The organism is Planomonospora sp. ID91781 (assembly GCF_015711595.1).
In the GTDB taxonomy this organism is placed as follows: domain Bacteria; phylum Actinomycetota; class Actinomycetes; order Streptosporangiales; family Streptosporangiaceae; genus Planomonospora; species Planomonospora parontospora.
Map to the genome: position 1 here is coordinate 1946905 of NZ_JABTEY010000001.1, position 19464 is coordinate 1966368.

Here is a 19464-nt window from a genome sequence, read left to right on the forward strand (position 1 = left end):
TGGACACCTCGGCGGAGAGTCCGCGGAAGATCCCGCGGAAAGGGCCGCGGGGAACGCCGGGGGCGGTCCGGCACGGGATCGCGGCGGTCCCGGGCGGGTTCTCGGCCGTGCGGTGCGGGATCCTGGCCGTGCGGCGCGGGATCCTGGCCGCGGCGGCCGTGCTGGTGCCGCTCGCGCTCGCGGGGTGCGCCCCGTCGGCCGCGGAGCCGTTCGTCCCGGTGGACGGAGCGGCGGGTACGGCTGCGGCGTCCGGACCCTCCGCCCCAACGCCGGGAGCGGACGGCACACCGCGGGCCGGGCGGAGCCCGCGGGCCGAGACGGTGCAGGCCGGGCCGGACATGCGGCTGGTGGTCGAGCCGCCGGTCGCGGCCGACGCGGCCACCGCCGGGGCGGTCGCGGCCTTCCGCGCCTACTACGCCGGGTCCCTGCGGATCGTCTCCCTCGGCGACCGGGACCCGACCGGGAGCGAGACCGCCTACCTCGACCTGCTCGGCGAGGAGGCGGTGCGCCAGGACTACGACTGGGTGGCCTCCTACTGGCGCGACCACCACGCGCTGCACGGGACGGTCCGGTTGTACGGGTTCGCGACCGAGCCGCTCGCGCAGGGCGGCGTACGGCTCAGCGCGTGTGTGGACATGGCCGGGACGCGGACGGTCGACACGCGCACGGGCAGGGAGGCCACGCCGCGGGACGCGTGGATGGCCGAGCCCTTCCTGCACGCCGCCGACCTGCGCGAGGACGGCGGCGTCCTGCGCATCCAGTCCTTCAGTCACGCCCTGTACCCCAGCGAGGATGCGAAGAGATGTCTGCGATGACCGTGAGAAGAGCCGCCGGCGCGATCCTGCTGGCCCTGGCGACGGTGGGGGCGGCACACGCCGCCGGGGGCACGGCGGCCCGCGCGGCGGCGGGCGACCCGCCGTCGGGCGGGGTGACCCAGGACGGCAAGCGGGCCGGTGTCTGGCTGAAGAACTCCCGGATCGTGATCAGCGGGAACGGCGCCGGGGCCGGGAAGGGTGACGGCTACCGCCTCAAGCGCCCGTGTTGGTACGAGCCGTCCCTGGACGGCCTCGACATGCTGGCGCAGCAGCAGCGGGGCAAGGCGTGGTGGACGCGCGACCGGGAGAACGCGAAGGCGCAGCAGAAGTTCGTCGAGCAGTTCAAGGAGAAGGCCGGCGAGAAGGGCCGCTGGTGGCTGCCCGCCCACAACGAGGGCGACCCCGCGGGGCTGGCGTGCGCGCAGGGGCTGGACTCCTACGTGTGGGTGCCGGAGGGCTCCCCGCCCCCGCCCGGCGGGATCACCATGGCCGAGCTCGCCGACATCGCCCGCGCCGCGCTGACCGTGCCCGAGCCGAGGATCAGGCTGAACCCGGACGTCAGAAGCTACGTCAACCTGCCGACCTGGGTCTGGCTGGACGGGGCGGGGGCGACCACGCGGTCGGTGACGGCCACGCTCCCGGGCGTCATGAGCGCGACCGTGACCGCCACGCTCGACGACATCGAGATCGATCCCGGTACGACCGCCGACCGGGCCGAGGTGCGGAAGGACTGCGGCGCACGCGGCAGGCCGTACGCCAGGGGCCAGGAGTTCACCTGCGGTGTCCGCTACCTGCGGGCCTCGGTCGATCAGCCGCGCGGGGTCTACGAGCTGACGGTGACCTCGGTGTGGGAGGTGACGGCCCAGGGGCAGGACCAGAGCGGTGTGGCGCCGTTCGCGTTCGACCCCTACGACCCCGTCCAGGTGGGCGCCACCCGGGACGTCCCGGTGGGCGAGGTGCAGAGCGTCGTCCGGGGCGACTGAGCGCCCGGGGTGTCCCGGCGGTGTCCCGGCCGGCTCAGGCGAAGTAGCGGAGCCAGACGTAGACCCAGGCCACCACCGAGCTCAGGGCCGTGACGAGGATGCCGTATCTGGTGAACCGCCAGAAGGAGATGGGATGGCCGGAGCGGGCGGCGATGCCGATGACGACGACGTTGGCGCTGGCGGCCACCGCGGTGCCGTTCCCGCCGAAGTCGGCGCCCAGCGCGAAGGCCCACCACAGCGCCTGCCCGGTGGCCGGGTCGGGCGCCTGGGCCACGAGCCCCTCGACGACGGGCGCCATGGTGGCGACGTAGGGGATGTTGTCGAAGAAGGCGCCCAGCGCGGCGGAGCCGAACAGCAGCGCGGTCGCCGCGCCGAAGAAGTCGTCGCCCACCACGTCGATCGCCCAGCCGCCCACGGTGGAGATGACACCGGTGTGCACCAGCCCGGCGACCATGACGAACAGGCCGGTGAAGAACACCAGGGTCGGCCACTCGACCTCGCGGAGGGTCTCCGAGACGTCGGTGCCCGACACCAGGACCATCACTCCGGCGCCGACCAGTGCGACGATCGACGGTTCGACGTGCAGGACGGAGTGCAGTCCGAAGCCGGCGATGACGAGACCGAGCACGACCAGGCAGCGCGTGAGCAGGCGCGGGTCGGTGATGGCGCGCCGTTCCTGGAGCGCCATGACGGCGGCCACGCGGTCGGGGTTGTAGCGGAACGACTTCCTGAACAGCACGCGGGTCAGCAGCACGAACCCGGTGAAGGTCACCACGACGATCGGCGCCATGTGGACGAGGAAGTCGTTGAACGTCAGCCCGGCCCGGCTGCCGATGATGATGTTGGGCGGGTCGCCGATGAGCGTGGCCGCGCCGCCGATGTTGGAGGCGAGGATCTCGGCGATGAGGTAGGGCTGGGCCGGGACGCCCAGCCGGTTGCACACGACGACGGTGACCGGGGCGACGAGCATGACCGTGGTGACGTTGTCCAGGAACGGGGAGGCGACGGCGGTGATGATCATCAGCATCACCATCAGCCGGTACGGCCTGCCCTGGGACCTCTTGGCGGCCCAGATGGCGAGGTGGTCGAAGACCCCCGTCTGCTTGAGGATCCCCACGATGATCATCATGCCCAGCAGCAGGAAGATCACGTTCCAGTCGACGCCCTCGTGCTCGGAGAAGAACACCTCCGAGCCGGGGATCAGCCCGAGCACCGCCATGACCCCGGCGGCGATGAGCACCACCTTGACCTTGTCCGCCTTCTCCGTGGCGATGTAGAAGAACGCCACCACGAAGACGGCGAGCGCGGCGAGGGCGCTCATCGGCCACGCCCCGGCGGTCCGGTCCGGGTCACGGCCGGGACGGTGGGCCGGGTCCGGCGGGACGGTGTCGAGGGCCGGGGCATGCCCAGAGGGCGTCGCCGGAAGTCGTGCATGGGAAAGCCTCCGAACGGCGTGTGCGTGTGAGGGGTCCCGCGGGGCGTGCGGGATCCCGGGCGCGCGGAACAGGATCGGGGTGTACGGCGGGCGGAACAGGATCGGGGTGGTGTACGGCGGGCGGGCGAGGACCGCGGTGGTGTACGGCGGGCGGGTGAGGACCGTGGCGGTGTGCGGCGGGCGGGAAAGGCCCGGCCGGGGCGCTCCGCGAGCCTCCGGCCGGGAAGACCGCCCGGGGCGGTCCGTGCGGGACGGTCGGTGAGGTTCCGGCCGGGAAGGTCGTCCGGGCGCTCCGTGCGGGACGGTCCGGGAGCGCCCCGGCGGGGTCAGTCGTCCGGACCGGCCAGGGCCAGGCTGGTGAGCAGGCGGTCCAGGGTGATCGTGCCGAACAGGACCCCCGCGTGGTCGACCACCGCCACCAGCGGGCTGCGCAGGCGTGCCATGAGGGCCGCCACCTCCAGCAGCGTCGCGTCGAGGGCCACCGTGGCGGGCTTGACGGGCTGGCGCGGCAGGCAGTCGCCCACCGTCAGATCGCCCTGCTCCTGCCAGAACAGGTCGGCACGGGCCTCGTCGACGGTCCGGGCGAGCGCCGGGTCCTCCTGGTAGGCGCCGGGGACCGTCATCCGCAGCACCTGGGTGCCGGGCAGCACCATGCGGGGCCGCGAGTCGTCGTCGACGACGATCAGTCCCGGCAGGCGGGCCAGTGTCATCACCCGCACCGCTCTGGTGACCGGGTCCTGGATCGTCACCGTGGGCAGTTTCACGGCGATATCGCGTGCCTGCATGACACCGTCCCTCCGGGCTCTCCGGGTGCGGCCCGATTCCGGGCGGTGGCGTTTCGTGTCGGGGGCGTGCGCCGCCGGGATCCGGAAGTGCCTCTCCCGGGTCCTCGGGAAAGGCGCGCCCTCCCTGCCCGTTCTCGTCACGACGGCCCTCCGGTGAGTGCGGCGACGCGGTGTTCGAGGTCGGCGATCCGGTCGGCGATGGGCCGGGGCTGGAGGATCTCCGCGACCTGGGCGGCCTCGTCGCGCTCCATGACGACGCACTCCACCGCGAGGTCGGGGTCGTCGGGGCCGTAGATCATCAGGGAGAGACGGTCGTTCTCGTCCACCAGCACGCAGAACCGCTGTCCGTTCCTGGTCTCGAAGTGGTGCACGGTTCCGGTGCCCGGGACGGTGGTGTGGGTGATGTCCATGTTGTGCCTCCGTTCGTGTGGGCGGAGTGGAGAAGGACGGGTCAGGGGCGCGGGTGGAGGACGCGGTCCGCTCGGGAGCGCTCCTGCCGGGTGCGGACCGGCCGGCCGCGGGCGGCCGGGCGGATGCGGGCGGTGGACGGCCGGCTGCGGGCGGCCGGGCGGGTGCGGGCGCGGAAGCCCTCCGCCCAGCGGATCAGACCCGTGCTGAGCGGGACCTCGATCCGGCCGAGCTCGACGCGGGTGACCTCGACGCCCTGCTCCCGGGTCCTGCCGGTGATCCGGGAGGCCGGTTCGCGCAGTTCACCGCCGGGCGGTGCGTACAGCTCCGCCAGGTCGCGCCCGGCGACGTGGCGGCGGACCTCATCCTCCGCCGCGGTGGTCACCGCGGAGAGCGGAGAGTCCCCGGCCAGGCAGTGGCGGACCGGGTCGCGCACCGCCGCGAGCACGGCGCCGTTGACCGTCACGGCCACGCCGTCGCGGGTGGTGGCCTCCACCCAGAGCAGGTCGATGCGGACCGGACGGAGCGGGACCCGTACGCCGCGCTCCAGGAGCGGCAGCACGAGGACGATCCCAGGACCCCGCACCCCGGCCGGACGGCCGAGCCTGAACACGACGAGGCGCTCGCCGGGGCGGACGAGGCGGACCGAGCAGGCGGCGAGGGCCGCGAGCGCGCCCAGCGCCACGGTGCCCGCGACGATCCAGGCGGGCAGCGCCTCGACGGCGAGCCCCGCCTGCGGGCCGTTTCCGAGTACGGTCATGACGTCCCCCTGAACTGACTGCCCTGTTTTGGACATTTTGCGCAAATCGCCCTGTTTCAATTGTGTGCCGGACCCTCTCGCGAGACCATCGGGGCCGACACCCATCTCCGGTGGGGGACGACATGTAGAGGGACCAGGTGGGAATGGGAGGAGGCGCGGCCCTGTGGGGGGCGCCCCGCATGGACGGACGGGCCCGGTCGCGATGAGGTTGGAGACATGGGCGATTCCCAGAGGACACCGGCGCAGGCGCTGTTCCGCAGGCTGTTCGCGATCAACGGCCTGGTGTTCACGGTCGGCACGCTCGTCCTGGCGCTCTCGCCCGCCACGGTCTCCTCGCCGGTCCTGCTCACCGAGGTGCCCGTCCTGGCGGTCGGGCTGGCGCTGATCCTCGCCGCCAACGCGCTGCTGCTCCGCACCAGCCTGGCCCCGCTCGGCGCGCTCACCGCGCTCATGCAGCGGGTGGACCTGTTGAGGCCGAGCGACCGGCTCACCGACAGCGGCAACGGCGACCTCACGTACGTGATCGACGCCTTCAACGCGATGCTCGACCGGCTGGAGGCGGAGCGCAACGCGAGCAGCGCGCACGCGCTGGCCGCGCAGGAGGGCGAGCGGCAGCGCATCGCCCGGGAGCTGCACGACGAGATCGGACAGAGCCTCACCGTGGTGCTGCTCGGCCTGAAGCGGGTGGTGGACCGCGCGCCGGAGGAGCTGCGGGAGGAGCTGCACGCCGTGCAGGAGACGGTCCGTGCCAGTCTGGACGAGGTGCGCCAGGTGGCCCGCAGGCTCCGCCCCGGCGTGCTGGAGGACCTGGGGCTGCTCAGCGCGCTCAACAGCCTGGCGGCGGAGTTCTCCCAGGGCAGCGGTGTGCGGGTGGTCCGCAAGCTGGCCGCCGACCTGCCCGAGCTCGGGCCCGCGGCCGAGCTCGTCCTCTACCGGATCGCGCAGGAGGGCCTGACGAACGTGGCCAGGCACGCCCGCGCCACCCGGGCGGAGCTCTCGCTGACCGCCGAGGAGGGCGCGGTGGTCCTGCGCATCACGGACGACGGGCGGGGAGGGGAGCTCAGGGAGGGCGCGGGCATCCGCGGCATGCGGGAGCGCGCGCTCCTCATCGGCGCCCGCCTGACCTTCGCCCCCGCGCCCGGGGGCGGCACCGAGGTGCGCCTGGTCGTGCCCGCGACGGCGGACCGGGGATGAGCCCGGTGAACCCTTTCGTGCCTGTGACGGTGCCTGTGACGGCGGACCGGGGATGAGCCCGGTGAACCCTTTCGTGCCTGTGGCGGCGGATCGGAGATGAACCCGGTGAACCCTTCCCCGACGCGGATCCTGCTGGCGGACGACCACGCCCTGGTCCGGCACGGGCTGCGGCTGATCCTCGACGCCGAGCCGGACCTGGCGGTCGTCGCGGAGGTCGCGGACGGCGCCGAGGCGGTCGAGGCCGCCTCGGAGGCGGAGGTCGACCTGGCGATCCTGGACATCGCGATGCCCCGGATGACCGGAATCCAGGCCGCCAGGGAGATCTCCCGGCGGGCTCCGGGCATCCGCATCCTGATGCTGTCCATGTACGACAACGAGCAGTACTTCTTCGAGTCGCTCAAGGCCGGGGCCTCGGGCTACGTGCTCAAGTCGGTCGCCGACCGGGACCTGCTGGAGGCCTGCCGGGCGGCCATGCGCGGCGAGCCCTTCCTCTATCCGGGCGCCGTCACCGCGCTCATCCGCGAGTACCTGCAGCGCGACCGGCAGGGCGGGCGCCTGCCCGAGAGCATCCTGACCCCCCGGGAGGAGGAGATCGTCAAGCTGATCGCCGAGGGGAACTCCTCCAAGGAGATCGCCGAGACGCTGTTCATCAGCGTCAAGACGGTCGACCGGCACCGCGCGAACATCCTGCAGAAACTCGGCATGCGCGACCGGCTGGAACTGACCAGGTACGCGATCCGGGCCGGACTGGTCGAACCCTGAGGCCGTTCCGGGACGCTCGGGCGGCCTGCCGCGCGCCGGACTCCGGACGCATCCCCGGGTGTCGCGCCCAGGAGTGCGAGGGATCCGGGGCCGGTCAGAGCGTCCCGGCCTCGTGGGCGAGCAGCCACTGCTTGACCGGCGTGCCGTAGTAGTAGCCGCCGTAGCCGCCGGTGGACGGCAGGACGCGGTGGCAGGGCACGAACGGGGCGATCAGGTTCTGCGCGCAGGCCCCGCCCGCGGCCCTGGCGGCCGTCCGGGGCATGCCCGCGCGCTCGGCCAGCTCGGCGTAGGTGACCGTGGCGCCCGGCGGCACCTCGCGCAGCGCCGTGAGCAACCGCTGCCGCCTGGGCGTGCCGGGCTGGCTCACCGCCACGCCGTCGAGCGCCTTCAGGTCGCCGTCCAGATAGTCGCGTACGGCCTGCGCGGCGTGGCCGAGGTCGTCGACCCGGGTCATGCCCAGGGCCCGGAGCGCGGGTGAGAGCCGGGCGAGCATCTCGTCCGGGTCGGCGGTGAAGCCCGCCGCGACGAGCACCCCCTCGTGGGACAGCAGCGAGAGCGGTCCGGCCGGGGTGGGCAGGATCTGTGCCTGGATCATCGTGGCTCCTCGGTCGTGGGAAAGGCGGTCATTCGGAACTCCAGAGGTGGAGGGCGGCGTACGCCCGCCAGGGGCGCCACCGCTCGACGTGGTCGTCGGGGATGCCCAGGCACGCCATGGCCCGGCGCAACCCCAGGTCGCCCTCGGGCCACGCGTCGGGGTCGCGCAGCGCCCGCAGCGCGACGTAACCGGCCGTCCACGGCCCGATCCCGGGCACACGGAGCAGCTCGGACACGGCCTCGCCGGGCTCCTGCGCGCCGTCCAGGTCGATCTCGCCGCCCGCGACGCGCTCCGCGAGCGCCCGCAGTGTGGCGATGCGCCGCCCGGTCAGTCCGAGCCCGTCCAGGTCGGCCTCCAGGAGCTCCCCGGCGGTGGGGAACAGGTGGTGGACCTCCGGGGCGTCCGCTCCGGGCGGGCCGCCCTCCATCCCGGGTACGGCGGGCCGCCCGGCCCGGGCCGCGATGCGGCCGAGGATGGTGCGGGCCCCGGCCACGGAGATCTGCTGACCGACCACCGCGCGGACGGCGACCTCGAACCCGTCCCACGCGCCGGGCACCCGCAGGCCGGGACGGGCCTCGACGAGCGGGCCCAGCGCGGTCTCGCCGAGGGCGGAGGCGATGGCCCCGGGGTCGGCGTCGAGGTCGAGGAGGCGGCGGCAGCGGGCGACGACGCGGGCCAGGTGGCGGGTGTCGCCGAGACGCGCGTCGAGACGCACGTGGCCGGGCAGGGGCGTCAGGGTGATCACCCCTCCGGGGACGGCGCGGGTGTAACTCCAGCCGCCCGCGCCGCCCGGTCCGGCGTCGCCCTCCCGGCCGAAGGCGACGGAGGCGCCGGGGCCGTGCGCGCCGCCCGGGCCGGCGACCCGCTCCAAGCCCGGGATCGCCCGGCCGGCCAGGAACCGCATCAGCGCCCCGGCGTCGTACGGCTCCCGCACGTGCAGCCGGAGCGTCAGCGCGTCGCCGGACCCGCCGACGGGAGCGGCGGCCCGGGATCCGCCGCCCGCCGCGCCCGTTCCGCCTCCGCCGACGGGGACGCCGGTCCCGGCCGGTCGACCCGCCCGCCCGGCCGCGGCCCGCAGGTCGCCGGGGGTGAAGCCGTAGGTCTCCTTCATCGTCGCGTTGAACTGCCGCACGCTCCCGAATCCCGAGGCGAACGCCACGTCGGTGATCGGCAGGCCGGTCTCGGTCAGCAGCTGCTTGGCCAGCAGCAGGCGCTTGGTCCTGGCCACGGCCAGCGGGCCGGTGCCCAGCTCGGCGGTGAACAGCCGGCGCAGGTGCCGTTCGGTGACGTGCAGCCGTCCGGCCAGCCCCGCCACCCCGGCATCGTCGGCCACACCTTCGTCGATCAGCCGGAGCGCCCGGCCGATCAGGTCGCCCCGGTGGTCCCAGCCGGGATCGCCGGGACTGAGCTCCGGGCGGCACCGCCGGCAGGGCCGGAACCCGGCCGCCTCGGCGGAGGCGGCGTGCCGGTAGAAACGCACGTTGCGGGAGGCGGGCGTGCGGGCCGGGCAGATCGGGCGGCAGTAGATCCGGGTCGAGGTGACCGCCGTGTAGAACCGCCCGTCGAACCGGGCGTCCCGCGCGGCGACGGCACGGTAACAGGAATCGAAGTCGAGCTCTCTCACGGACACGTCTACGACGCTATCCGCAGCGCACGCCGTACGACTGGCGGGAATCGGACGCGACCGTGACCGCGGCGGGAACGCCGGCGGCGGGTGTCCGCACCGCCGGCCGCAACCTCCCGGATCGTGCCCTCCCGGATCGTGCCCGCTCGGATCGTGCCCGCTCGGACCGGAACCGTTCGCGTCGCGATCACTTGGAGGAGATGCCGACCCCCAGGTCGAACTCGCGGTAGACGCGGGCCCAGAAGCCGTCGCGGAGCCAGACGCGGGCCTCGGGGAACGGCCGCAGGGAGTGGCCGAGCTCCTTCTCCGCCTCGATCAGCAGCTCGGTGTCGATGACCGTGGGCAGGATCGGGCCGGGGAGCAGGTCGCGGATGTTGTCGCGGCCGCGGGTGAGGATCCACTTCTGGGCGACGTGCTCGCCGACCTCCTCGACGCGGGGGCGGCTGGGGCCGAGTTTGGCGACCTGACCGGCCGGGATCTTCGGTTTGATCGCGGCCGGGGTGCGGCCGGCGAAGACCTGCGCGGGGGAGGGGGCGGCCGGTGGGACCGGGACGGGCTGAGGGGCGCGGCTGAAGAAGTCGCGCAGGAAGTCGGCGCTGAGGATCTCGACGGTGTCGGCCTCCCAGACGAGCCGCTCGGCCTGGTTGGTGCCGTACGGCGGCTCGACGCCCCACAGGTGGATGCGCACGCCGTAGGCCTGGGCGGCCTCGACCGCGGGGACCATGTCCTCGTCCCCGGCGAGCAGGATCGTGTCGCTGACCGCGTGGTGGCGGGCCAGCGCCTCCAGGTCGCTCCTGATCTGCGCGTCCACGCCCTTCTGCTGGCCGCGGGCGTTGAGGTTGCCCAGGCGGACCTTGACCCAGGGGAGCTGGGCGATGACGCGCTGGTCGACGGTGGGCACGCGGTCACGGGCGGCGTCGTACCAGTAGATCCGGAGCAGCTCGCCGTGGATGCGCGCCTCGGCGTGCTTCTGCAGTGCCTGGATCAGCTCGTCCGCGGCGACCTTGTACTCCTTGCGCTCCTTGGCGCCCAGCAGCACTTCGCCCGCCGCGGCGTACAGGTAACCCACGTCGACCAGCACGGCGTACTTCGCGGCGACGGGGTGAGCGGTGAGGTCAAGGATGGCCATGTCGTCCTCCAGGCCTCGTGGCTAGCTGATCGGCTGACTATATGCGCCCATTTCTTAGATGGTCCCAACTCTCAAGCGACTTGACACCCTGTTCCGGGGATCTATCTTGGCAGCCCGCTCGATCTCCACGCGCCTTGTCCGACCGGAAGCGGCTTTCGCATTCGATGGGCGGGATTACGCCAATTTTCTGATTTTCGTGTGACTTTCTCGGGCGAAATGCTGCGCGAGGTCAGGGCGAGGACCAGCGCGGCGACCTCCTCGGGCGTCGCGTCGCCCTGGACGATCTTCAGGTGGGTCATAGCGGGATGTTCCCATGCTTCTTCGGCGGCAGGGCCGCGCGCTTGTTGCGCAGCGCGCGCAGTGCCCTGACGATCTGCACCCGGGTGTCGGACGGTCGGATCACCGCGTCCACATACCCTCTTTCGGCCGCGAGATACGGGTTGGCGAGCGTGTCCTCGTATTCGGTGACCAGCCGCGCCCGCTCGGCGTCCGGATCGGCGGCCGCGGCGAGCTCCCGCCGGTAGAGGATGTTGACCGCGCCCTGCGCCCCCATCACCGCGATCTGCGCGGTCGGCCAGGCCAGGTTGACGTCCGCGCCCAGGTGCTTGGAGCCCATGACGTCGTAGGCGCCGCCGTACGCCTTGCGGGTGATCACCGTGACCAGCGGCACGGTCGCCTCGGCGTAGGCGTACAGCAGCTTGGCGCCGCGGCGGATGATGCCGTTCCACTCCTGGTCGGTGCCGGGCAGGAAGCCGGGGACGTCGACGAACGTCAGCACGGGGAGGTTGAAGGCGTCGCAGGTGCGCACGAACCGCGCGGCCTTCTCCGAGGCCGCGATGTCGAGCGTGCCGGCGAAGCTCATCGGCTGGTTGGCGACGACGCCCACCGAGCGCCCCTCCACCCGCCCGAAGCCGACCAGGATGTTGGGCGCGAACTGGGCGTGCAGCTCCAGGAACTCGCCGTCGTCCAGCACGGACTCGATCACCGTGTGCATGTCGTACGGCTGGTTGGCCGAGTCCGGGATCAGCGTGTCGAGCCCGCGGTCGGCCTCGGTGACCTCCAGGACCGGGTCGGCGTCGAAGGCCGGGGCCTCGTCCATGTTGTTGGACGGCAGGTAGGACAGCAGCGCCCGGGCGAACTCCAGGCAGTCGGCCTCGTCGGAGGCCTCGTAGTGCGCCACGCCCGAGCGGGAGTTGTGCGTGTGCGCGCCGCCGAGCTCCTCGAAGGTCACCTCCTCGCCGGTGACCGTCTTGATGACGTCCGGCCCGGTGATGAACATGTGCGACTTCTCCGCGACCATCAGGACGAAGTCGGTGAGGGCGGGGGAGTAGACCGCGCCGCCCGCGCACGGGCCCATGACCAGCGAGATCTGCGGGATCACGCCGGAGGCGTGCACGTTCCGCTTGAAGATCTCGGCGTAGAGGCCGAGGGAGACGACGCCCTCCTGGATGCGGGCCCCGCCGGAGTCGTTGATGCCGATCACCGGGCAGCCGGTCTTGAGCGCGTGGTCCATGACCTTGACGATCTTCTCGCCGAAGACCTCGCCCAGGGACCCGCCGAACACGGTGAAGTCCTGGGCGAAGACCGCGACGGGACGGCCGTCCACCGTGCCGTGGCCGGTCACCACCCCGTCGCCGTAGGGACGCTCGCGCTCCAGGCCGAAGCTCGTGGACCGGTGCCGGGCCAGCTCGTCGAACTCCACGAAGCTGCCCGGGTCCAGCAGCGCGGCGACCCGCTCGCGGGCGGTCATCTTGCCCTTGGCGTGCTGCTTCTCCACCGCGCGGGCGGAACCGGCGTGGGCGGCCTCGTCCAGGCGGCGCTCCAGGTCGGCGATCTTGCCCGCCGTGGTGTGGATGTCGATCCCGGGGGAAACCGGCTCGGCGCTCATTCGGCGGCTCCATGCTCGCATCTCCGGAGGTCCATGCGCAGCAGGGTAACCGCTCGCTGACATCCAGAACCAACGGGGGCGCCCGTTCGTCGCACGCCGTAGGGATAGGCTGGGTAAACCGTAAATTCGGCAAATTAGGGGCCATGGTGGACGTTGCGGATGCGGTACGGACGCAGGGGCTGCTGAAGAGATTCGGGCAGCAGGTGGCCGTGGGCGGTGTCGACCTCGTGGTGCCGCAGGGCAGCTTCGCGGGGCTGGTCGGTCCCAACGGCGCCGGCAAGACCACCACGCTGAGCATGGTCACGGGTCTGCTCCGCCCGGACGGCGGCGGCGTGTGGATCGGCGGCGCCGACGTCTGGCGCGACCCGGTGGCGGTCAAGGCCCGCATCGGCGTCCTGCCCGAGGGGCTGCGCCTGTTCGAGCGCCTGTCCGGTCGCGAGCTGCTGTCCTACAACGGCCAGCTCCGGGGCATCCCCAAGGACGAGGTGGCGCGGCGCGCCGAGGAGCTGCTGCGCGTCATGGACCTGGCGGAGTCGGCCGACAAGCTCGTCGTCGACTACTCCACCGGCATGCGCAAGAAGATCGGCCTGGCCGCCGCGCTGCTGCACAACCCCCGGGTGCTCTTCCTCGACGAGCCGTTCGAGGGCGTGGACCCGGTCAGCGCCAACACGCTGGTCGAGGTGCTGCGGCGCTACACCGCCTCCGGCTCCACCGTCGTCTTCTCCAGTCACGTCATGGAGCTGGTCGAGCGGCTGTGCGACTGGGTCTCGGTGATGAGCCGCGGCCGGATCGTCGCGCAGGGCCCGCTGGACGAGGTGCGCGGCGGGCGGAGCCTCAACGAGGCGTTCCTCAGCCTGGTCGGCGCGCACGCCGAGCACGGCGGCGGAGAGGAGGGGCTCTCGTGGCTGGGCGCGACCTCGGCGTGAGCGGCGACGGCCCCACCGGCCCCGCCGCGGGCCCGGACACGGCGGCCGCGGGCTCCGGTACGGCCGCGGCCACGGGTCCCGATGCGGCCCGGGCCCCGGCCACGGGCCCCGGCGCGGCCGCGGGCTCGGGTGCCGCCACCGGATCCGGCGTGACCACGGCCGCGGGTCCGGGTGCCGTCCCCGTGGGGCCCGCGGTGTTCGCCCGCCTCAAGCTCCGGCTGATCGCCGGGAACCTGCGCGGCGACACCACCCGGCTGCTCGGTTTCATCTTCACCCTGCTGGCCGCGCTCGTCGTCGCGGCCCTGGGCTTCTCCGCCATGGCCATGCTCCGCTCGGCGCCCCCGCAGATCGCCGCCGACGCGGTGACCGTGCTGTTCACCATGCTCCTGGTCGGCTGGGTGGTCGTCCCGCTGCTCGCCTTCGGCCTGGACGACACGCTCGACCCGTCCCGCCTCGCGCTGTTCCCGCTGACCACGGGCCGGCTCGCGGCCGGCATGTTCACCGCCTCGGTCACCGGCGTCTGGCCCGCCGCCACGCTGTTCGTCACGTTCGGCGCGATCGCCGGCCTGGCGGCGGGCGCCGGAGGCGTGCTGCTCGGCACGCTGGCCGTGCTGCTCCAGTTCGCCCTGTGCATCGTCACCTCGCGGCTGGTCACCACCTCGCTCTCCGGGGTGCTGCGCACCCGCCGCGGTCGGGACGTGCTCGCGGTCTCGGTGGTCTTCTTCATCCTGGCCGCCCAGCTGCCCAACCTCCTGCTCAACCAGGGCTTCTCCGGCAATCCGCGGGAGATGCTGCACGGGATCGCCTCGGTGCTGCGCTGGACCCCGCCCGGCATGGCCGCGCACGCCGTCGCCGACGGCGGGCCCGCGGCCCTGGCCGAGGTCGCCTTCCTCGCCCTCCTGACCGCCGGGCTCGGCTTCCTGTGGATCGCCGCCCTGCGCCGGGCCATGGTCACCACGGACGCCTCCACCGAGGGGGCCTCCGTCCGCAACTCCCGCGGCCTGCTGGCCCGCTTCCTGCCCGACGGCCCGCTCGCCGCGGTCGCCACCAAGGAGCTCAGGTACGCCCGCCGCGACCCCCGCGGCCGGGTCGGCTGGTTCGCCGCCCTCGCGGTCACCGGCGTGATGGCCTTCTCCCTCAACAACGGGGGCGAGGGCGCGACCCCCGGCCCGGCGCTCGCCATCGGCCCCGCCTGCCTGGGCGCGCTGATGATCGGCCTGCAGTCGTGCAACTCCTTCGGCATCGACGGCCGCTCGCTGTGGATGAACTCCATGGTCTACGGCACCGCCCGGGACTGGCGGACCGACCTGGCCGGGCGGCATCTGGCCGTGGCCGTGATCGCGGTCCCCGCGCTCGCCGTGCTGGCCGTGGTCGCGGGCTTCCTGGCCGGGGACCCGCTCTGGGCGGTGCCCGCGGTGCTCACCGCCTGGGGCGTGCTGGGGGTGGGACTGGGCGTGGGCGCGCTGAGCAGCGTGCTGATGCCGTACACGGTGCCCGAGCGGCTCAACGCCTTCACCGGCGCGGCCCCGGGCCAGGGCGGCATCGCCTTCGCGGGGTCGTTCGCCACGATGATCGGCACCGCCCTGCTCGCGCTGCCCGTCGCGCTGCCCGTGCTGCTCGGCGTCACCTGGGTCTGCGCGGTCGCCGTGCCGTACGGCGTGCTGGTCGCCGCGGTGGGCCGCAGGATCGCCGGGAACCTCGGTTTCGCCCGGTATCCGGAGATCCTGGGGTCGATCTCCCAGCCCGGCTGAGCGGCCCGCGATTGGTCTAGTCCAATAGGTGAGACCGGTCGTCGCGGGGGAAAACGGACTCGATACCCTGTCGGCATGTCCGCCAGCGCGCCCAACCAGGCAGAACGTTCTTCCGCTGTCACCGAGATGCCCGACGAGCTCCGCGCGGACGTGCGGCTGCTCGGCGGGCTGCTGGGCCAGGTCATCGCCGAGCACGGCGGCGACGACCTGCTCGCCGATGTCGAACGCCTCCGCAAGGCCGTCATCGCGGCCCGCCGCGGGGAGATCTCCGTCGACGAGATCACCTCGATGGTCGCCGGATGGCCGGTCAGCAGGGCGGTCAAGATCGCCCGCGCCTTCACCTGCTACTTCCACCTGGCGAACCTGGCCGAGGAGCACTTCCGCATCCGCACGCTCCGCGTCCGCGACACCGGCGAGGAGCCGCTGCCCGAGTCGCTGGCCCAGGCCGTCCAGGAGCTCGGCGGCGAGCGCGTCGCCGAGCTGGTCGGCGACCTGCGGCTGCACCCGGTGCTGACCGCGCACCCCACCGAGGCGCGCAGGCGCGCGGTGGTCACCGCGATCCAGCGGATCAGCGCCCAGCTCGCCGCCTACAACAGCCCCGAGCGGGGCGCCGCCGAGCGCGCCGAGACCCGGCGGCGGCTGCTGGAGGAGATCGACCTGCTCTGGCGGACCGCCCAGCTCCGGCACACCAAGCTCGACCCGCTGGACGAGGTCCGCACCGCCATGGCGGCCTTCGACGAGACCCTGTTCCGGATGGTCCCGCAGGTCTACCGGACGATGGACGCCGCGCTCGGCGAGGGCAGCGGCACCCGCGAGCCGCTGGCCCGGCCCTTCATCCGCTACGGCAGCTGGATCGGTGGCGACCGCGACGGCAACCCCAACGTCACCGCCCGGGTCACCCGCGACGCCGTGCTCATCCAGGCCGAGCACGTGCTGATCGCGCTGGAGAACGCCACCTCGCGGATCGGCCGGACCCTCACCGTGACCGCCGAGTACACCCCGGCCTCGCCGGAGCTGCGGGCCGCGCTGACCCAGGCCGAGCACGACCACCCCGAGCTGGTCTCGGAGATGGCGACCCGCTCCCCCCGGGAGCCGCACCGCCAGTGGCTGCTGTTCGTCGCGGCCCGCATCGCCGCCACCCGGCAGCGCGGCCTCGACCTGGCCTACCGCTCGCCGGAGGAGTTCCTGGCCGACCTGCGCCTGGTCCAGGACTCCCTGGCGGCCGCCGGGGCGAGGCGGCAGGCCTACGGCGAGCTGCAGCACCTGATCTGGCAGGCGGAGACCTTCGGCTTCCACCTGGCCGAGCTGGAGGTGCGCCAGCACTCCCAGGTCCACGCCGCCGCGCTGGCCGAGATCGCCGAGGGCGAGACCTCCGAGCGCACCGAGGAGGTCCTGGCCACCATCCGGACGATCGGCTGGATCCAGGAGCGGTTCGGGGTGACCGCCTGCTCCCGCTACGTCGTCTCCTTCACCCGCTCGGCCGCCGACATCGCCGCCGTCTACGACCTGGCCGCGCACGCGCTCGGCGAGCGCGCCCCGGTGCTCGACGTGGTGCCGCTCTTCGAGTCCGGCGCCGACCTGGCCGCCGCGCCCGCCGTGCTCTCCGGGATGCTGGAGATCCCCGCCGTCCAGGCCCGCCTCGCGGCGAGCGGCAGGCGGCTGGAGGTCATGCTCGGCTACTCCGACTCCGCCAAGGAGCTCGGCCCGGCCGCGGCGACCCTGAAGCTGTACGAGGCGCAGGAGGCGCTGGCCGCCTGGGCCGCCGAGCACGACGTGAAGCTGACGCTCTTCCACGGCCGGGGCGGCGCCCTGGGCCGGGGCGGCGGCCCGGCCAACCGGGCGGTGCTCGCCCAGGCCCCCGGCTCGGTCGGCGGCCGGTTCAAGGTCACCGAGCAGGGCGAGGTCATCTTCGCCCGGTACGGCCACGAGGCCATCGCCCGCCGCCACCTGGAGCAGGTCACCTCGGCGGTGCTGCTGGCCTCCACCCCGACGGTCGAGGCCCGCACGGCGCAGGCCGCCGGGCGGTTCCGCACGCTGGCCCAGCAGGTCGCCTCCGCCTCGGAGAAGGCCTACCGCTCGCTCACCGAGGCGCCCGGCTTCCCCGAGTGGTTCTCGCTGGTCAGCCCGCTGGAAGAGATCGGCTCGCTGCGCCTGGGCTCCCGCCCGGCCCGCCGCGGCCTGGGCGCCCCCAAGTCGCTGGACGACCTGCGGGCCATCCCGTGGGTGTTCGCCTGGGCGCAGACCCGGGTCAACCTGCCCGGCTGGTACGGCCTGGGCAGCGGCCTGGCGGCGGTCGCCTCCGAGACCGGAATGGAGGAGCTGCGCGCCGCCTACCGCGAGTGGCCGCTGTTCGCCTCCCTGCTGGACAACGCGGAGATGTCCCTGGCCAAGACCGACCGGGACATCGCCTCCCGCTACCTGGCCCTCGGCGGCCGGGACGACTTCCTGGAGCAGGTCCTCACCGAGTACGACCTGACCCGCCGCCTGGTCCTGGAGGTCACCGGCCACACCCGCCTGCTGGAGAACCGCCGGGTGCTGTCGCGCGCGGTCCAGCTCCGCGACCCGTACGTGGACGCGCTCTCGCACCTGCAGCTGCGCGCCCTGTCCCGGCTCCGCGCCGACGACCTGCCGGACGAGGAGCGCGACCGCCTGTCCACGCTCCTGCTCCTGTCGGTCAACGGCGTCGCCGCCGGCCTGCAGAACACCGGCTGACCCGGACCGCGCCGTACGGCCCCCGCCACAGGGCCGTACGGCGCCTCACGCCCCCGCAGGCCGTCCGCTCCGGAACACCCATGCCTTTCTGGCTTCCTCTGTTCGCGGAACAGCCGTCTGTTCGGGAAACGGCCGGGTTTCGCTGCTGACGGAACCGAGTGGTTTCCCGAACGCCCCGGGGCGGTCCGGTCGGGTGGGTTCAGGCCGAGCCGTACAGGTCGTCGAGCCCGACCAGGTCGACCTCTCCGCGGTCCCTCGCCTGGAGGAGTTCCTCGGTGAATCCGGCCCCGGAATAGCACACCAGCCGGGTCTGTGAGCTGTCGTATCTGTCGTTGCGGCGGATCAGCCCGTGAATGTTCCGAAGCCGCGCCAGGTGCCCGAGTCCCATCGTCTCGCCCCATTTGACCTCGCCGATGGCGAGCAGCGGGGGTCTGCCGTCCTCGGCGTGGCCGACGGCCGCGACGTCCACCTCGTGCGTGGTCCGAGCGGCCGGATCGTTGACGGTCCCGGCGGTCACCTGGGAGGGCCAGCCGCCGAAGCGCTCCTCGGCGAAGTACAGCGTCCACTCCCGGCACACCCGTTCGAAGTGCGGCCCGAGCACGTTCCCGGTGAACCGCTGCCGGGCGCGCTGCCAGATCCGCTCGGTGGCGGTGCCGCGCAGGAGCTGCGGCCAGAAGGGGCGCATCATCGCGTGGTAGAAGGCGAGCAGCGGCTCCTTGATCCGGAAGTCGGTGCGGTTGCCGCGGAAGGCGTCGGTCTCGCGCTCGATGAGTCCGGCGTCCTCCAGGACGGTCAGCGGATGGGAGAGCTCGTTGCTCTTGCGGCCCACGTACCCGGCGATCCCGCCCCGTCCGCTGTTGCCTTCGGCGATGGCGCTCAGCACCGAGTGGTACAGGGCACCGTCCCGCAGATCGGGCTCCTCCGCGAGGAGGTAGCGTGCCTCCAGGAACATCGGGCTGCCCGGAGACAGGACGGCACGGACGACCCAGTCGTCGAAGTCGGCGGTGTCGCGGGGCGCGTCATAACGGATCATCTCGGTGCGGTAGGCGGGCGTGCCGCCGACGACGGCGTGGACCATCAGGGCGAGCCGGGGGTCGTCCAGCTCCCAGAACCGCGCGGCGAGCCGGTAGTCGAGGGTGTTGACCGGCAGGTCCAGCGACGCCCGGCCGCGCAGCGGCGCGTTGCCGGAGAGCAGCCTCCCCATGAACGACATGGCCGAGCCGCACAGCAGCAGGCGCGTCTTCGAGGACGTGCGCTCGGCCCGGCGCGGAGCGTAGGCGCCCTGGATGATCGAGGGCAGCGCCGGGTTGGCGCGGGCGAGGTAGGGGAACTCGTCGATCACCACCGGAACCGGGCGGTTCTGCCCGATCCGCAGCAGGACATCGATCACCATGGACCAGTTCGACGGCGTGAACGGGATCACCGGATCGAGATGCCTGGTCAGGGCGTCCCCGATGAGCGTCAGGGACTCGGTGTCGGTCGCCTCCTGCGCCGAGAAGTAGAACCCGCCGAGCTCCTGGCAGAGTGCCTCCAGCAGAAAGCTCTTGCCCTGGCGGCGGCGGCCCGAGACGACGCCCAGCGTGGCCCCCGGCTGCTCGTCGGTCGCGAACTTCACCAGCGCCGCCCACTCGCGGTCGCGGTCGAACATGTCCTCCGGCTTCCGCATCCGCTCACCTTCTGAGAGAAGTGCAGTTATC

Annotated in this window: 17 protein-coding genes; 7 read left to right on the plus strand and 10 right to left on the minus strand. The window is 73.2% G+C overall.

From position 1 onward, the window contains the following. Positions 1-128 precede the first annotated feature (128 nt). Positions 129-815, plus strand: coding sequence for a hypothetical protein (locus tag HS048_RS09020; RefSeq protein WP_196466679.1), 687 nt, complete (start codon positions 129-131; stop codon positions 813-815). Then, on the plus strand, positions 812-1798 hold the full coding sequence (locus HS048_RS09025; RefSeq protein ID WP_068894502.1) for a hypothetical protein: 987 nt from the start codon (positions 812-814) through the stop codon (positions 1796-1798). Before HS048_RS09020 ends, HS048_RS09025 begins: the two co-directional genes overlap by 4 nt. Before the next feature lie 34 nt (positions 1799-1832). Here the strand turns inward: HS048_RS09025 and HS048_RS09030 are convergent, their stop codons facing one another. From HS048_RS09030 to HS048_RS09045, 4 genes are all read right to left on the minus strand, one after another. Continuing rightward, on the minus strand, positions 1833-3119 hold the full coding sequence (locus tag HS048_RS09030; protein WP_196466680.1) for an SLC13 family permease: 1287 nt from the start codon (positions 3117-3119) through the stop codon (positions 1833-1835). A 440-nt stretch (positions 3120-3559) separates the two neighbouring features. Then, entirely contained in the window at positions 3560-4018 is a 459-nt protein-coding gene (locus HS048_RS09035) for a CBS domain-containing protein (RefSeq protein ID WP_196466681.1), read from the minus strand. A gap of 137 nt (positions 4019-4155) precedes the next feature. Beyond that, entirely contained in the window at positions 4156-4428 is a 273-nt protein-coding gene (locus tag HS048_RS09040) for a hypothetical protein (protein WP_068894505.1), read from the minus strand. A 41-nt stretch (positions 4429-4469) separates the two neighbouring features. Then, on the minus strand, positions 4470-5186 hold the full coding sequence (locus HS048_RS09045; protein WP_196466682.1) for an SPFH domain-containing protein: 717 nt from the start codon (positions 5184-5186) through the stop codon (positions 4470-4472). 216 nt (positions 5187-5402) lie between these two features. On the opposite strand from HS048_RS09045, the gene HS048_RS09050 reads away from it, so the two are divergent. Beyond that, on the plus strand, positions 5403-6380 hold the full coding sequence (locus HS048_RS09050; RefSeq protein ID WP_068894507.1) for a HAMP domain-containing sensor histidine kinase: 978 nt from the start codon (positions 5403-5405) through the stop codon (positions 6378-6380). A 96-nt stretch (positions 6381-6476) separates the two neighbouring features. Next, positions 6477-7142, plus strand: coding sequence for a response regulator transcription factor (locus tag HS048_RS09055; protein ID WP_196466683.1), 666 nt, complete (start codon positions 6477-6479; stop codon positions 7140-7142). 94 nt (positions 7143-7236) lie between these two features. Here HS048_RS09055 and HS048_RS09060 read toward each other — a convergent pair whose 3' ends face one another. The 5 genes from HS048_RS09060 to HS048_RS09080 all read right to left on the minus strand — a co-directional run bounded on the left by HS048_RS09060 (position 7237) and on the right by HS048_RS09080 (position 12378). Continuing rightward, positions 7237-7737: a methylated-DNA--[protein]-cysteine S-methyltransferase gene (locus HS048_RS09060; RefSeq protein WP_068894509.1), complete on the minus strand. Its 501-nt coding sequence runs from the start codon at positions 7735-7737 to the stop codon at positions 7237-7239. Between the two features lie 28 nt (positions 7738-7765). Then, entirely contained in the window at positions 7766-9367 is a 1602-nt protein-coding gene (locus HS048_RS09065; RefSeq protein ID WP_196466684.1) for a DNA-3-methyladenine glycosylase 2 family protein, read from the minus strand. Positions 9368-9548: 181 nt separating this feature from the next. After that, positions 9549-10490, minus strand: a complete 942-nt coding sequence (locus HS048_RS09070; protein WP_068894511.1) for an NYN domain-containing protein — start codon at positions 10488-10490, stop codon at positions 9549-9551. Between the two features lie 101 nt (positions 10491-10591). Further along, complete coding sequence (locus tag HS048_RS09075) at positions 10592-10789, minus strand: acyl-CoA carboxylase subunit epsilon (RefSeq protein ID WP_191894313.1); 198 nt, start codon at positions 10787-10789, stop codon at positions 10592-10594. Then, entirely contained in the window at positions 10786-12378 is a 1593-nt protein-coding gene (locus HS048_RS09080) for an acyl-CoA carboxylase subunit beta (RefSeq protein WP_196466685.1), read from the minus strand. Before HS048_RS09080 ends, HS048_RS09075 begins: the two co-directional genes overlap by 4 nt. A gap of 143 nt (positions 12379-12521) precedes the next feature. Here HS048_RS09080 and HS048_RS09085 point away from each other — a divergent pair, with 143 nt between their 5' ends. The 3 genes from HS048_RS09085 (at position 12522) to HS048_RS09095 (ending at position 17767) form a co-directional block, all read left to right on the plus strand. Then, positions 12522-13304: an ABC transporter ATP-binding protein gene (locus HS048_RS09085; RefSeq protein WP_068894513.1), complete on the plus strand. Its 783-nt coding sequence runs from the start codon at positions 12522-12524 to the stop codon at positions 13302-13304. Next, positions 13280-15055: a hypothetical protein gene (locus tag HS048_RS09090; protein WP_307832397.1), complete on the plus strand. Its 1776-nt coding sequence runs from the start codon at positions 13280-13282 to the stop codon at positions 15053-15055. Before HS048_RS09085 ends, HS048_RS09090 begins: the two co-directional genes overlap by 25 nt. A 75-nt stretch (positions 15056-15130) precedes the next feature. Beyond that, a complete protein-coding gene (locus HS048_RS09095; RefSeq protein WP_068894514.1) occupies positions 15131-17767 on the plus strand; it encodes a phosphoenolpyruvate carboxylase in 2637 nt (878 codons plus the stop codon). Positions 17768-17966: 199 nt separating this feature from the next. Here HS048_RS09095 and HS048_RS09100 read toward each other — a convergent pair whose 3' ends face one another. Next, entirely contained in the window at positions 17967-19433 is a 1467-nt protein-coding gene (locus HS048_RS09100; protein WP_068894515.1) for an ATP-binding protein, read from the minus strand. Positions 19434-19464 lie beyond the last annotated feature (31 nt).